A 13514-nucleotide genomic window follows, 5' to 3' on the forward strand; every position below is an offset into this window, starting at 1 on the left:
CTGTCAACGGATCGGGAGGGGACATGATTGTCGGAATTCTGAAGGAGATCAAAGCGGAGGAGAACCGGGTGAGCATGACACCGGCGGGTGTGGAGGTGATGATCCACCACGACCACACAGTGCTGGTGGAGAAAACGGCCGGTGTCGGCAGCGGCTTTGACGACGACGCATATGCCAAGGCCGGGGCGACCCTGATCGATAGCCCCCAGGACATCTACGCCAAGGCCGACATGGTCATGCACGTCAAGGAGCCGCTGGCCGCCGAGTACGACCTGATCCGCAAAGGACAGATCGTCTTCACCTATCTGCACCTGGCCGCCGACGAGCCCCAGACCCGGGCCCTGGTCAAAAGCCGTGCGGTGTGCATCGCCTACGAAACCATCCAAAAGGCCGACGGCACCCTGCCCCTGCTCACCCCCATGAGCGAGGTGGCCGGCCGCATGGCCATCCAGCAGGGGGCCAAGTACCTGGAGATGGCCCAGGGAGGCCAGGGCGTGCTGTTGGGTGGCGTTCCCGGCGTGGACCCGGGCATGGTGGTGGTGATCGGTGGCGGCGTGGTGGGCGTCAACGCGGCCAAGATGGCCTGCGGCCTGGGCGCCAAGGTCTACCTGCTGGACATGAACCTGGACCGGCTGCGCTACCTGAGCGACGTGATGCCGGCCAACTGTTTCACCCTGATGTCCAGCCCGGCGACGATCCGCGATCTGGTTACCCGGGCCGACGTGGTGGTGGGGGCGGTGCTGATTCCCGGTGCCAAGGCGCCCAAGCTGGTTACCCGCGACATGCTGCCGACCATGAAACCCGGATCGGTGCTGGTGGACGTGGCCATCGACCAGGGGGGCTGCTTCGAGACCTCCAAGGCGACCACCCACAGCCATCCCACCTATGTGGTGGACAATGTGGTGCATTACTGCGTGGCCAACATGCCCGGCGCCGTGGCCAAGACCTCGACCCTGGCTCTGACCAACGCGACATTGCCCTACGCCCTGAAGATCGCCGACCAGGGCTGGAAGGCGGCCATGCAGGCGAGCCGCGAGATCCGCCTGGGCGCCAACGTGGTCGACGGCAAGATCACCTACCGGGCCGTGGCCGAAGCCTTCGGACTGGACTGCACGTCCATCGACAAGCTGCTGTAGAGCGCGCCGGTCTTGTTGTCAGAGCGGGCCGCGCCCGCCACGCTATTGTTGGATGAGTTGCTTTGCCAGCGAATCAATAATCGCCTCGATCCGTTCTTCGGCAGCCTTCAAGTCGGCTTTTGATGCGAATCCCGAATCGAGTTCGCTGAGGATCACCTCGAACGGAGAAGCCGGAATCGCGGAGTCTGCCCGCCACACATCCGGCCGCGGGTAAAGCCCGTCCTCGAAAAAATAGTTGCCCGCCCCCGGCGCGTCGGCGCGCCGGAACGGCCAACCGGTTTTCAGGGCGGCAAAGCGGTTGAACAGCTCTGCCGCCTGCCCGCCGGCCGAAAAATCGGCGGTGTCGATCGGCCGGCCGATGCGCCGTTCCAGCTCCATGAAAAACGCTTCGAGCAGCCGCCGTTCGGTGACAATCAACCCGTGCAGATACCAGTGGTCCATGCTCTGGCGAACGGCGGTCAGCCAGTGGGCCGGCAGATGTCGCACGCTGGGGCAGAAATAGGTACGACAGGCCATCCCGCCGTAAAAGCTCAATCCCCGCCAGTCAACCCCGTTGTTGCCCTTGGCCAGGGGGTGCAGCAGACAGCCCACCCGGCATCCGCTGTCCTCGATCATGCCTAGATACGGGCAGTGGTGAAACTCGGGAAAGGGGCGCGTCTGGGGCTCGGCCGCTTCCACGCGCGCCTTGAAATCGTCCACCCCGGCCACCGTGCGCGGCACATCGGCAAACCAGCGGGTACGCCGGCGCAGCATCGCCTCCAGCCGTTCAAGGCTGGGATCGATGACGTTGTAGAGGCCGCAGCACGCTCCGCAGGAAATAAAGGGACCGACCTGGCAAAGGTAAACTGCCGGTGCGTTGGTATCGATGGATCGGTTTGTCATTATGATCGCTTGAAAAAAAAGGATTCCTGACGTTCAATTTTCGAGGTCAGGAAAGTAATTCATTTTTGCCAGCCGTTTCAGTTCCCGTTCATAGCGTCCGATCCAGCCGTGTTTTCTAAGAATGTGTCCATAGTACAGCTTGAGGAACGGCTTGAAGGTAAAGGTCCAGATGGAGGTCCAGCCTTTGCCCTGGCTGCGTACGCGGCCGGACGGCTTCCACCAGCCGAGCACCTTCTGGCGGTGATACCAGAACAGGTACTGGAGCCGTTCCGACGAGAGGTGCCGGGTGCGTACATTGGCCCACAGGCCGCTGTAGCGTTTTAGGTTGTCCGGGTTGGTGACCATGCCCTGGTCGATGAGCTGCTGGCGCATTTCGGTTTTCGGATAAGGCGTCAGAATCTGGCAGTAGGCTGCATCCGCGTCAATGGTATTGAGAAACTGATAATTGTTGACGATGTCCGCCTCGTCATCGTCGGGGAATCCGAAGATCAGACCGCCGATGACCATGATGCCGTGCCGGTGGCAGATCTCCACAGCCTTCTGGGAGGCGGTGACGATGTCACCTTTGTGGGCGGCGGCCAGGTTCTTCCGGGAAACGTTCTCAATGCCCAGGAAGACCGAACGGAACCCGGCCTGGGCCATCTTTTTCACCATCTCCTCGTTGCGGGACATGGAGATGCAGTCGGCCTGCACCACCAGGTTCAACTTGCGGTATCCGCGCCGGATGATGGCGTCACACAGGTCCATGACCCGCTGGGGATCGAGGACCATGTTGTCGTCCACGATGAAGACCCAGCGCACCTTGCGTTTGTAGTAGATGTCGTCCAGGTCGGCCAGCACCCGCTTGATGGGATAGGTGCGAAAGGTCCGGCCGTACATGTGCTTCATGCTGCAGAAATTGCAGGTCCGGGTGCAGCCGCGGGAGGTCTCCAAGAGCTCGATTTTGGAATAGAGGATGTGATAGCCCCAGGTGAGCCGCCGCTTGTCGCGGATGGGCAGCCTGAGGGTGTCCAGGTCCAGCGTACCGCTCCAGGGGTTGTGTACGAAGCGGCCGTCGGCTTTGTAGGAGAGTGAGGGGATCGACGCCAGGTCATCCTTGCCGGCCAGGGCGTTGACCAGCCGACGGCAGGCCTCTTCCCCCTCGCCGCGGATGATGAAGTCGATCAATGCCGCTTCGGGCGATGCGGCGATCTCCTCGCTCATCAAGGTGGCGTGATAACCGCCGATGACGATTTTTACTTCCGGCAGGATGGTTTTGATCAGGCGCGCCAGTTTCAGGCAGGTGTCATACTGCCAGGCCATGGCCGAGAGCCCGACCAGTTCCGGTCGGATGCGGGTCAGGGTACGGGTGAGATACCGGCGGATGCTACGGCGTTTGCGAATCAGGTCGATCAGGTAGACATCGTGCTCCGGGTCGATGTTGCCGCCCACGCAGGCAATCCCGTGACCCGGCATGTGAACCGCCGCTTCGTGGATAATCAACGGGGCCACGTCCGGCATGGAGATCAAGACCACTTTCATGGTGCCTCTTTTCTCGTCAGGTTATGGTTGGTTTTCAGTCCGCAACGATTGACGCGCTTATGCTCCGTTTGCCGGCCTTGCCATGGCCGTCACCATCTGCTGGCGGACCTCATGCATCAGCCCGGCCAGGGAAAATCCCGGTGCGTTGTAGTCGGGCATGATGTGTCCCACCGACATCACCGAGATCGTGTTCACCGCAAGGGTGTTGAACAGGAACCGGCCCGGTGTGAACAGCCGCTCGGTACCCCGGATCACGATCACATGGATGGGCATCCGGCAGCTCCGGGCAATCTTGAAGGCACCGGTGTTGAACGGGGCGATGCTGCCATCCCGGCTGCGTGTGCCCTCGGGAAAAACGATCAGGTTGGCGCCCCGGGCCAGGTCCGTGCACAGGGTTTCCATGCGCCGCAGCATTACGTCGGCCAGGTGATGATCGGCAGCCGAGGGGATATAGCCGGTCAGCCCCAGCATCCATCCGAAAATGGGAATTTTGAACAGCCGTGCCTTAACGATGGTCGTGTGCCGGGGAAAGAGCGAAATCAGCAGGATCGGATCGATATAGGAGACATGGTTGCACACGATTACCGAGGCGCGGATGGCCTTTACCGCCGCATCGATCTGCCAGTGCTGGCGCGGCATCAATAACCGGCAGAGCCGGAAAAAAATCCAATAGAACCCGTGGTTCAGCCATTGAAAGGCCGTCATTCGGGTTGCCGGCACGACGGCGGCCAGCAGATACAGCGGTGCAAAGAACACCAGAAACCCGAGCGTGAAATAGGCCCATAGCAGCAGGGTGATCCCCAGGTCAATGACCCATCGGTACCGGTCGGAAGCCGATGGACGATGCTCATCTGTACGGGACCGCAATGGGTTCATTCGCCGGCCCGTTTCAGGATCAGGCAGGTATTGACGCCACCAAAGGCAAAATTTTGCACGGCGGCGATTTCGATCGACGCATCGGTCAACCGTTGTACGTGGCGGACCCCATCGCAACGCTTGTCCACGGTTTCCAGGTTGAGCGTGGGCGCGATGAACCCCTCCTGCATCATATAGAGGGTCTGGATGGTTTCGATTACCCCACAGGCAGCCATGGTGTGGCCCATATAGCTTTTCAGTGCCGATACGAGAGGCTCTTTTCCGTAAACCTCGCCCATGGCCATGGCCTCGATGACATCGCCCATTTTGGTGGCCGTGGCGTGGGCGCTGACAAAATCGATCTGTTCGGGGGCCACCCGGGCATTTTCCAGTCCCAGCCGGATGGTCTGCACGATTCCGTCCTTGTTGGGCAGGATCAGGTCGCCGCCGTTGTTGTTGCAGGAGAATCCGATGATTTCTCCTAAAATGGGGGCGCCGCGTTTTTTTGCCGACTGGTAATCTTCCAGAATCACGGCACCGGCCCCTTCGCCCACCACCAGACCGTCGCGGTGTTTGTCAAAGGGCCGTGGCGTCAGGTGGGGCCGGTCGTTGTAATCGGTGGAGCAGGCCAGAAGGTTGTCGAACACGGCCACCGTGGTCGTGTCGTACTCGTCGGCGCCGCCACAGAGCATGGCATCCTGGAGACCGAACTTGACCGCCTCATAGCCGAAGCCGATGGACTGGCTGCTGGTGGTGCAGGCCGTGGATGAGGAGATGACCCGGCCGGTGATGCCGAACATGCGCGTAATGTTGACTGCCGTGGTGTGCGCCATGGATTTGAGGTAATCCACGGCCCCCACACTGGAGAGCCGGCTGTCCGAGCCGTCGAAAAAGGTCCGGTAAATCTGGCGTTGTACCGAGGGGCTGCCGTGCACGGAACCAAAGGCGACGCCCAGGCGTCCGGATGTGATGAAATCGGGGCTGAGTCCTGATTCAGCCAATGCCTCTTTGGCCACCTGGCAGGCGTAGTAGGAAACCGGACCCATGGTTTTGCGGTTGCTGCGTTTGAATTCGTAGGCAATCGGATAATCTACCGTGCCGTAGACGCCGGAATGGATATGGTCGGTCAGCAGCCCGTCACTACGTAGCGGTTTGACGCCCGAGGTGCCCTGGCGCATGGATTGAACGATGTCCGCCTTGCCGTGCCCGATAGGGGTGATGGCGGCGCATCCGGTAATGACGACTCTTCTATTCATCGGCAACATCCATCCAAAAGCGGCAGGGGATCAGGCGGCCCGGGCCTTGGCCAGATCCATCACATAATCCACGATCTGGTCCAGGGTGAGGATATCCATGGCTTTTTTTTTCTCTTCGCGGGTCAACGGCGTGTCCAGCATGATTTCGATTTCACGAAGCAGTTCGATGGCATCGATGCTGTCAAATTCGTGGTCTTCCCGCAGATTGTCATTCAGTCCTATGTCTTCGATTTCAAATTGCCGGGAGAAGATGTCCAGCAGTTTCCCGGTGACTTCGGTGCGCGTCATATCTCTTTTTCATTCCTGATGGACCCCAAAACGCGATGGCCACGGTTGGCGGATCCGGCTGACATTTCTTTTTCCTGTGATTTTCGAGTGGTTTGTTCACCGGGCTGGTATACAGGAAAACCGGTTTGAATTCAAAGCAATTTCAGTCTGTCGGCCGGTTTGGCGATCCGGGTTCGAGAAAGCGTTCAAAATGGTACCATTCGAAGGGCGACGCCCTTAACTGGGACTGCATCCGGTCTGCATAGGCCTGGGCCGAGCGCCGGATGGCCTCGCCGCGAGCCTGGCGCGATGCAGCCTGCACGACGATGGGTGCCGACACGCTGAAGTGGTATTGGCTTCGATCCTTTCGGGAGGCAAAAAAAATGAACAGGGGCGCACCCGACACCATGGCCAGGGTGTGGGCCGTTTCAGGCAGCCTGGCCGTATGGCCCAGAAATTCGACCGCCACGGTGCGCTCTTCGGCCTGCCAGATGGTGTCCCCGGCCAGGGAAACGAATCCGCCGCCTCTCAGAAACGACAGCGCCTCCACCAGGCTGAACGGCGATCCGGCCGCCTGATCCACGGCAAGGATGCGGATGCCCGAAGCGGCCAGGTCTTTTTTCTGCAGGCGTTCGATTTCGTCTTTGGCCCGCGTGCCCATGAGCAGCATCAGGGGCAGGTCGGAAATGCTGCGGCGCAGCAAGTGGGCGGCGATTTCCCAGTTGCCCATGTGGGACATGAGGATGATCCCGCCGCTGCCCTGCTTGAGGGCGGCCAGCAGGTGCTCGCGGCCGGCGAAGGTGTAGTCGATGGTACGGCCGGTCTGAAGCAGAAAGCGGTCCAGAAAGAGGGACGTGAAATTCTGGAACTGCCGCCAGGTGCAGCCCAGGTGGAACCGTGTGCCGCGATCGGGAAACAGGGCGTGGTAAAAGCGCACGCCGATCATTACCCGCGCAGGGAAAAAGAGAAAATAGCCAGCGGCCACGCACCGGGAGAGGAGCACGAAAAACCATGGGCCGACGATGCAGGCCATCACGGTGAGACATTGATAGAAGATCCGCTGCATACTGGAATCACTGCTCCCTGGCGGTACATGGGAAAACCTTGCGATGGCGGCCGAAGATCCGCCTTACGATCAGGCGGGTGAAGGTGCCGGTGTTGCGCAGAAAATCGAAGAACGGATGAAAATGGGAAATCCGGCCCCCTTCGGGCCGGTAGATGACGCTGATGGGGGTTTCGATCACCGGGATTTTTTGCCATGCGGCCTTGACCAGTACCTCCAGCTCATACTGATAGCGCCTGGCCTTGATGTCCAGGTTGAGCACTTCGGGAAGGGGGTAGATGCGGAACCCGCTCTGGGTGTCGGTGGTGGACGGCCCACCGGAGCAGCGGATCCAGAAATTGGAAAACCCGCGGCCAAATCGGCTGGTCCAGGGCGCCCCGGCGCCCAGCATGCCCGTGCGCTGACCGACGACGATCGGCCGGGTACCCGCCGGGATGGCGTTGATCAGGGACAGACACTCTTCGGGGAGGTGCTGCCCGTCGGCATCCAGCGAAATGGCCCAGGCAAAACCGGCCCTGGCGGCGGCAGTGAACCCGGTGACCAGGGCTGCGCCTTTGCCGCGGTTGCGCCCATGGCGCAGCAAATGGACGCCCGATATCTTTTCGAGCGTCCGGGTGTCGAGATCTTCCGAACCGTCATCAATGACAAAAACGGCAAATCCCAGGGCGGTGGTGCGCTCGACCACTGCCGTGACGGTGCGGCCATGATTGTATACCGGGATGACGACGGCAAACGATGACCGGGGAAAGGAACGATTAATCGGGCGCTTGGGGTAACCGGTGCCTGTTTTTGGAACCCAATCAGATTCCATTCACCTTATCCCGAAGTTTTCCGGAACATTTGAACGTCACCACCCGCCGGGCGGGCAAAATAGCATCTTCACCGGTCGCTGGATTCCGCCCTTTCCGTTCCGTTTTTTTCTTCACACAGAACTTGCCGAAACCGGACACCAGGACATCCTCACCGGATTCCAGGCTGGATTTGATCAGTTCGAGGAGAGCTTCTGCTATTGTGGTGGCCTGTTTTTTGGGAAATCCCAGCTTCCCGCAGATTTTTTCAACGATATCCTGTTTGGTCAATGCCATGCGATCATGCTCCGGTTTTGAAAATGGTGAAAACAGTCGGTAAGGCTGATTTAAATTGGCAAAGATTTCATATATTGTCAATGGCTTGGTATGGGATGACAATTACATGGATGTGGGATTGATCGGGTAAACCACCCACTTCTTTTCTCAAAAAGGGTTTAATGGTGCGACGATGCCGGAAATCGACAATCGGGCCATCGTTGCCAAAAGGACGATTTACGGGTATGACATGGACAAACCGGACCTGTTTATTTCCCTCATGGAGGAATTTTCGCATGCCATTTTTTTGCTGTGCAGACGGATCACTTCCCGTCAGCCGTATTCTTAAAAACCGTGCGCGCTCTCTTTTTTTGCTGATCATCATGGGCTTTATGGCGGCACCGGCTTGTGCCACCGAACCAACACGGTTTTTCCACAGTGGCGATGGTGCTATTCAACTGGTAAGCGAGAAAAACAGCAAGCGCTTCAGCGGATGTTACCGCCAGGCGGACGGACAGTATGACGCCGATGCGCTCAAGGCCATTGCCGGCGTCTTTGGCGCACCCCATGATCCAGCACGACCTGTCTTGTCGCTGCGCCTGATCGAATTTCTGGATTTTCTTCAGGACCGCCTGAAACCTGGCGCATTGCTGACCATCACCTCCGGTTATCGGGCTCCGCAATACAACGCCAATTTACGTAAGCGCGGGGCGCTGGCGGCCAAGGCCAGTCTGCATCAGTACGGCATGGCCGCCGATATTGTCATTCAGGGGGTTGACTCGAAACGGGTATGGGAAACCATACGGGGTCTCGGGTTTGGTGGCGCCGGGTATTATCACGGACGGACCGTGCATGTGGATGTGGGACCGGCGCGATTCTGGGACGAGAAGACCTCCGGAGTCGGTTCGGGGCTTTCCGATGACAACAAGCTGATCGGTGTGGTTACCGATTATGATGCATACCGCCCCGGAGGGCTGGTGCGGTTGCGGTTCATCCGAATGACGGCCTTTCCCATCGGGGTGCGGGCGGCGTTCTGGCTGGTTCCTGCCGAGCAACCGGATGGTGCCGATGGGGCGATTCCGATCAAAGTGGATGTGGGACCCACGGATGCCGCCGGCTGCGGGCAGTTTAGCGATATCGACCAGATGGCCGCCTTGGACGGACGGCTGCCAGCGGATATCCGCCCGGGATGTTACCGGATTCGGGCCGCTTTCTGCGATGGCTTATGGGATAAAATGCCGGAAAGCGTATCCACGCCTGAATTTGAAATCCGTATGCCCTGAGCCGTTCTCATCCCGGTTCGTATGGGGGTGGCATGAGAGCCGGTTGTCATTTCAGCTGCCGATGGGCAGTGAGAATAATCTCTTCGGTCTCATCCCAGCCGATACACGCATCGGTGATGGAGATAAACGGATTGAGATCCTCTTTTCTGGTTTCTCCGTAGACGAACGCCTGCTTGCCGGCCTCGATATTACTTTCCAGCATCATGCCGCAGATGGCTTTATTGGGTTTGATGTGAATACCGTTGGTGTGGCCGATACGTTGAATCAGCACATGATTGAATACTTCTCCCTGCTTGCGGTAGTCCTTACCGGAGTTTTTGTGCGAGCAGTCGACAATCACGGACTGCAGCAGTGACGGATGGTTGGCCAGCATTTCACACGCCTCACTGATGCTCACCGGGTCGTAGTTGGGACGCTTGCCGCCGCGCAGGACAATGTGGCAGTACTTGTTGCCACTTGAAAACACCCTGGAGGTGACCCCAAACGGATCGTTGCCGATAAAAACCTGGGGCGTGGAGGCTGCCAGCAGGGCGTTGATGGCCGTGCCCAGATTGCCGTCGGTGCCGTTTTTAAATCCCACCGGCATGGAGAAGGCGCTGGCCCACTCGCGGTGATTCTGGGACTCGGTGGTCCGGGCGCCGATGCAGGCCCAGGCGATCAGACCGGAGAGACGCTCGGCAGCCGTCTGACTCAGAATCTCCGTTCCGCAGGCCACGCCCATTTCGTTGAGGTCCATCAGGATTTTTCTGGCTTTGCGAAGGCCCTCGTCGATATCAAAGGTTTGTTTGTCGATATGGGGGTCGGAGATGAGTCCCTTGAAGCCCACATTGGTTCGCGGTTTTTCAAAATAGACCCGCATGACCAGTTTGATGGTTGGTTTCACCTTTTCCTGCAGCTCCGCCAGCAATTCCCCGTATCTCACGGCTTGCCGATGACTGATAATGGAACATGGCCCGGTGATGATCAGCAGTCGCTGATCCTTACCGTCCAGGATCGCCTTGATCTCCTGGCGGCTGTCAAGTACGGTCCGGGTGGCCTTCTCCGTCATCGGGAATTCCTCGCGGAGCTGATCCGGCGTAATAATGGACGTGCGTTTAAGGACATTTAAGTCATAGGTTTTTTTCATTTTATGCTTTTATCCAATCGATGGTCCGACGCTAATTGATTGATAGAAATGCGGGTTGCCCCCACTGCGCCACCCTCTACCACAATCCCACAGGCAACTCAATCGGCTAAGGCAATTTGCAGCATTTCTCGGTGAACGGTTTTTTTTATCCTTCACAAACTATTGTGGTTTAAATGAAATGCCTCATTAACCGATTGCCCGCTAATTAAAATCCCAACAAATTTTTCTTGTAGTGAAAAAAATACATACTTACCTACAATCTATGACTTTTATTACATAGCTACCGCTACCAAGTTTCCTTTTTATGAAAACGGATCATACAAAATGTCCTAAATAATAAAGAGAAATTGCGTATTATAGGAATAAGATTGCGGTTGGCATAAACATTGAATACCGTTGGTGAAACGGGTTCAGTGTCATTCACGATACGCCGTCAGCGACAATCTAAAATTGAAATGTTCCTGGCAATCTGAATATCAGATTTGTGAGTTGCAAAGAGTACAGAATAAAGTGGTTTAAATTTTATAAGGAAAGGAAATACATAATTTTTTAAAAAAAATAATTAAAACATTAAAATTAAATTCAATCAATTACTAATTCCTCTGCGAGATAAATATGAAAAAAAACTTATCTATTCTTGGTTTCTTCTTATCATTCTTCTTATTTTCTGGGAGCGCTACAGCTACTCAATACACCTTCGAAGATACGATTGATTTTGATGATTTCTTAGGAACGGCTGTTATCACTTCATCTTCACCACTAAGCTACATTCATGATATTAACGATGATGTTGATCTTGCTTCTGGTGAATTGGTGATTGAAGCAACTTTGGAGCTTGCTTTTGTATATGACATAACTGATAGTGTTTTAAAATTTTGTAAATATGTTATTTGGGATTTTAGTGAGTATTCTAAAATTGCCTTTGATGGGACAGCATGGATCCAAATCAATGGAGACGGTGAAATCGATTGGGCTATATACGAATTAGTACTTGATATTGACTGGCTCAATGATGATGGGTTGCTTGATGTTACCATTGCTGTGTATAATTCCAATAGTACAGCCACAGCATACCTTGATTATTCGAAACTGACTGGCACATATGAGACTGCTCCAGTCCCCGAACCCGCAACCATGTTTCTTTTCGGCAGTGGCTTGGTCGGCCTCGCAGGTGTATCCCGCAAAAAGATATTCAAGAAAAGCTAACCGCCTTATATAAAACGAACCCCTTGAATGAACAGAATTCCGGATCAGGAACGGTTGGGTCGTTCTTGTTTCCCTATCTGAAAACAGAAAAAAGGCTTTCATTGTTTATTGATTTACCATTGCCTGAATGTTCTCGCAACCTACATTCCGCACCTAAACGTATTGGTTTTTGACAATATTTTATCCTGTGAAATCAATGGTATGTCCGGGTTAACATATTGTATTTCCATGAATAATAAACATGCAGATATTTCAACTGGTTGTTGATACGCTAACCCCGCCTTTGACACCGCAGGCACAAAGGAGGGGCAGGGACCGCCGTTTATAACCGACGATCAAAAGGTCGGCACACAAATGGAAGTGAGTCCAGGCATGATGATCTTCGCCATGGTCCTCGACACACTATCCGGGAGAACGCCATTTTACCGGTTGACCGAATTTTTCGAGGAAAAAGACACGGTATTGCTCCTGCTTGCCGACATCGAACCGGAACGATTCTGCGATTCCAATCTGGGGCGAGCCATACGGAACCCAACCCCCCGTGTTGCTTCATCTTTCTTTTTTTTTATTGCCGGGCTGCCTTTTGGTGGCCCGGTTTTTTTGTAGATCACGTCGACCCTTGTGACCTGGGAAATGACTGATGTTGTCAAAAACAGGAGAGAGGTGGGGGTGGACTATGGGGTCGCCAAAAAGAAAAGGACTTAAAGATTTTCGCTAAGCAATTGCTCTTATTGGTGCCCCCGGCAGGAATCGAACCTGCGGCACACGGATTAGGAATCCGATGCTCTATCCACTGAGCTACGGGGGCTTTATATATTTAAGACAGTGCGTTGCTATATATTGCAGCGGTCGAATACGGACCTTCTCTTGTGGCCTGAAATCGTGAAAGTGTCTTAGGCCAATCTTATCGTCTTTGCAAGCCTTTTTCCAAGCTTTATCAAACCGTTTTACCCCATCGGTTGGCGTAACCGCCTGGACGATCCTATCTTCATATCCCTTTCCCGGTGAGTTTATCTCGTAAAATTGAACTATTTGAATCTTAATGAAAATCTAACGAAATGCAAACCCTTTTTGGCTACAGAATATCGCGACACGTCCGATAGATTGTTCTTCTGGAACACGATCCAGAAAGGCTCTGATTTTGAAAACGTTCCTCTATATACAGTTGATGAACTTAAGGGATTGCCAGATCCAGGCGGTTTGAATAACAATCAAAAAAGAACAGGAGCTTCAATCAGATGAAATCCAATGATATCGATCAGATTAAAAAAGATCTCACCCAGTTGCTGGACAATCTTTCCCGAAATACGAACGAAGTTCTCGAAAAATGGGCAAATACATCGGAAACATTGTCCGATACCCTCGACAAGGCGATTCTTCAAACCGAAATGGATTATGCATTTTGCAGATTGCTCCGAGAAGGCTTAAACAAAGAAAATATTATGAGAGCGTTGCAGAAAATTGACGAGGGAACCTATGGGATATGTGAGGCGTGCGAGGAAGAGATATCCATCGGACGTTTAAAAGCTATTCCTGATGCAAGATACTGTATATTCTGTCAAAATCAGATGGAAAAAGAGAAAATAATGGTTGGGGCTTAATTGGTGTTTAATCGTGGTTCCAAGCATGAGCATTGATCGATATGGAAGACCACCGACTTCTCCCTCAGTCCTCATTTAAGAGACTCGGTAAAATTAAAATAAACCGCTATTCACTGCAGCATTCAAATAATTCTTGAAGTCGCATAGCCTATCAATTATCCTTTTTATGCGAGTTCGTTAAATAGATAAGTGCTATAGGCGCCTATCAGAGCGCTAATGGGACGGGCCCTAAGAATAATAGCCTGAGAAAGTCG

13 protein-coding genes, 1 tRNA gene and 2 pseudogenes are annotated in these 13514 nt (G+C 54.9%); 6 read left to right on the plus strand and 10 right to left on the minus strand.

Annotation, left to right across the window (positions count from 1 at the left end):
* The first annotated feature begins 23 nt into the window (after positions 1–23).
* Positions 24–1136: an alanine dehydrogenase gene (ald, locus tag GN112_RS32395; protein ID WP_155313899.1), complete on the plus strand. Its 1113-nt coding sequence runs from the start codon at positions 24–26 to the stop codon at positions 1134–1136.
* A gap of 42 nt (positions 1137–1178) precedes the next feature.
* Here ald and GN112_RS32400 read toward each other — a convergent pair whose 3' ends face one another.
* From GN112_RS32400 to GN112_RS32435, 8 genes are all read right to left on the minus strand, one after another.
* Positions 1179–2018, minus strand: coding sequence for a hypothetical protein (locus GN112_RS32400; RefSeq protein ID WP_155313900.1), 840 nt, complete (start codon positions 2016–2018; stop codon positions 1179–1181).
* Positions 2019–2051: 33 nt separating this feature from the next.
* Positions 2052–3539, minus strand: a complete 1488-nt coding sequence (locus tag GN112_RS32405; RefSeq protein WP_155313901.1) for a B12-binding domain-containing radical SAM protein — start codon at positions 3537–3539, stop codon at positions 2052–2054.
* A 57-nt stretch (positions 3540–3596) separates the two neighbouring features.
* Positions 3597–4415, minus strand: a complete 819-nt coding sequence (locus GN112_RS32410) for a lysophospholipid acyltransferase family protein (RefSeq protein WP_155313902.1) — start codon at positions 4413–4415, stop codon at positions 3597–3599.
* The gene (locus GN112_RS32415; RefSeq protein WP_155313903.1) at positions 4412–5650 is read right to left on the minus strand and encodes a beta-ketoacyl-[acyl-carrier-protein] synthase family protein; all 1239 of its coding nucleotides are present in this window, start codon (positions 5648–5650) and stop codon (positions 4412–4414) included. Before GN112_RS32415 ends, GN112_RS32410 begins: the two co-directional genes overlap by 4 nt.
* 30 nt (positions 5651–5680) lie before the next feature.
* Positions 5681–5938: an acyl carrier protein gene (locus GN112_RS32420; protein ID WP_155313904.1), complete on the minus strand. Its 258-nt coding sequence runs from the start codon at positions 5936–5938 to the stop codon at positions 5681–5683.
* 142 nt (positions 5939–6080) lie between these two features.
* The gene (locus GN112_RS32425; protein WP_155313905.1) at positions 6081–6983 is read right to left on the minus strand and encodes a lysophospholipid acyltransferase family protein; all 903 of its coding nucleotides are present in this window, start codon (positions 6981–6983) and stop codon (positions 6081–6083) included.
* A gap of 7 nt (positions 6984–6990) precedes the next feature.
* Positions 6991–7791, minus strand: coding sequence for a glycosyltransferase family 2 protein (locus GN112_RS32430; RefSeq protein WP_155313906.1), 801 nt, complete (start codon positions 7789–7791; stop codon positions 6991–6993).
* Complete coding sequence (locus GN112_RS32435; protein ID WP_155313907.1) at positions 7781–8065, minus strand: integration host factor subunit alpha; 285 nt, start codon at positions 8063–8065, stop codon at positions 7781–7783. Before GN112_RS32435 ends, GN112_RS32430 begins: the two co-directional genes overlap by 11 nt.
* A 151-nt stretch (positions 8066–8216) precedes the next feature.
* Here GN112_RS32435 and GN112_RS35515 point away from each other — a divergent pair.
* Positions 8217–8393, plus strand: a pseudogene (locus tag GN112_RS35515) (hypothetical protein); the annotation flags it as partial.
* On the plus strand, positions 8341–9327 hold the full coding sequence (locus GN112_RS32440; protein WP_162459225.1) for a YcbK family protein: 987 nt from the start codon (positions 8341–8343) through the stop codon (positions 9325–9327). The pseudogene GN112_RS35515 and the gene GN112_RS32440, both read left to right, overlap by 53 nt.
* Before the next feature lie 46 nt (positions 9328–9373).
* Here GN112_RS32440 and GN112_RS32445 read toward each other — a convergent pair whose 3' ends face one another.
* The gene (locus GN112_RS32445) at positions 9374–10453 is read right to left on the minus strand and encodes a 3-deoxy-7-phosphoheptulonate synthase (protein ID WP_155313909.1); all 1080 of its coding nucleotides are present in this window, start codon (positions 10451–10453) and stop codon (positions 9374–9376) included.
* A 615-nt stretch (positions 10454–11068) separates the two neighbouring features.
* On the opposite strand from GN112_RS32445, the gene GN112_RS32450 reads away from it, so the two are divergent.
* The gene (locus GN112_RS32450; RefSeq protein ID WP_155313910.1) at positions 11069–11659 is read left to right on the plus strand and encodes a PEP-CTERM sorting domain-containing protein; all 591 of its coding nucleotides are present in this window, start codon (positions 11069–11071) and stop codon (positions 11657–11659) included.
* Between the two features lie 327 nt (positions 11660–11986).
* Positions 11987–12184, plus strand: a pseudogene (locus GN112_RS32455) (DUF4277 domain-containing protein); the annotation flags it as partial.
* 207 nt (positions 12185–12391) lie between these two features.
* Here GN112_RS32455 and GN112_RS32460 read toward each other — a convergent pair.
* A tRNA-Arg gene (locus GN112_RS32460) sits at positions 12392–12467 on the minus strand.
* A 430-nt stretch (positions 12468–12897) separates the two neighbouring features.
* On the opposite strand from GN112_RS32460, the gene GN112_RS35010 reads away from it, so the two are divergent.
* Positions 12898–13260 carry a TraR/DksA family transcriptional regulator gene (locus tag GN112_RS35010; RefSeq protein WP_155313912.1) on the plus strand — a complete coding sequence of 121 codons (363 nt, stop codon included), beginning with the start codon at positions 12898–12900 and terminating at the stop codon, positions 13258–13260.
* Positions 13261–13514: the final 254 nt, after the last annotated feature.

Source organism: Desulfosarcina ovata subsp. ovata, from assembly GCF_009689005.1.
Classification (GTDB): domain Bacteria; phylum Desulfobacterota; class Desulfobacteria; order Desulfobacterales; family Desulfosarcinaceae; genus Desulfosarcina; species Desulfosarcina ovata.

Bases quoted from the DNA above. Each gene is read 5' to 3' on its own strand.
- ald (WP_155313899.1), top strand. From the start codon at position 24: ATGATTGTCGGAATTCTGAAGGAGATCAAAGCGGAGGAGAACCGGGTG.
- GN112_RS32400 (WP_155313900.1), bottom strand. From the start codon at position 2,018: ATGACAAACCGATCCATCGATACCAACGCACCGGCAGTTTACCTTTGC.
- GN112_RS32405 (WP_155313901.1), bottom strand. From the start codon at position 3,539: ATGAAAGTGGTCTTGATCTCCATGCCGGACGTGGCCCCGTTGATTATC.
- GN112_RS32410 (WP_155313902.1), bottom strand. From the start codon at position 4,415: ATGAACCCATTGCGGTCCCGTACAGATGAGCATCGTCCATCGGCTTCC.
- GN112_RS32415 (WP_155313903.1), bottom strand. From the start codon at position 5,650: ATGAATAGAAGAGTCGTCATTACCGGATGCGCCGCCATCACCCCTATC.
- GN112_RS32420 (WP_155313904.1), bottom strand. From the start codon at position 5,938: ATGACGCGCACCGAAGTCACCGGGAAACTGCTGGACATCTTCTCCCGG.
- GN112_RS32425 (WP_155313905.1), bottom strand. From the start codon at position 6,983: ATGCAGCGGATCTTCTATCAATGTCTCACCGTGATGGCCTGCATCGTC.
- GN112_RS32430 (WP_155313906.1), bottom strand. From the start codon at position 7,791: ATGGAATCTGATTGGGTTCCAAAAACAGGCACCGGTTACCCCAAGCGC.
- GN112_RS32435 (WP_155313907.1), bottom strand. From the start codon at position 8,065: ATGGCATTGACCAAACAGGATATCGTTGAAAAAATCTGCGGGAAGCTG.
- GN112_RS32440 (WP_162459225.1), top strand. From the start codon at position 8,341: ATGCCATTTTTTTGCTGTGCAGACGGATCACTTCCCGTCAGCCGTATT.
- GN112_RS32445 (WP_155313909.1), bottom strand. From the start codon at position 10,453: ATGAAAAAAACCTATGACTTAAATGTCCTTAAACGCACGTCCATTATT.
- GN112_RS32450 (WP_155313910.1), top strand. From the start codon at position 11,069: ATGAAAAAAAACTTATCTATTCTTGGTTTCTTCTTATCATTCTTCTTA.
- GN112_RS35010 (WP_155313912.1), top strand. From the start codon at position 12,898: ATGAAATCCAATGATATCGATCAGATTAAAAAAGATCTCACCCAGTTG.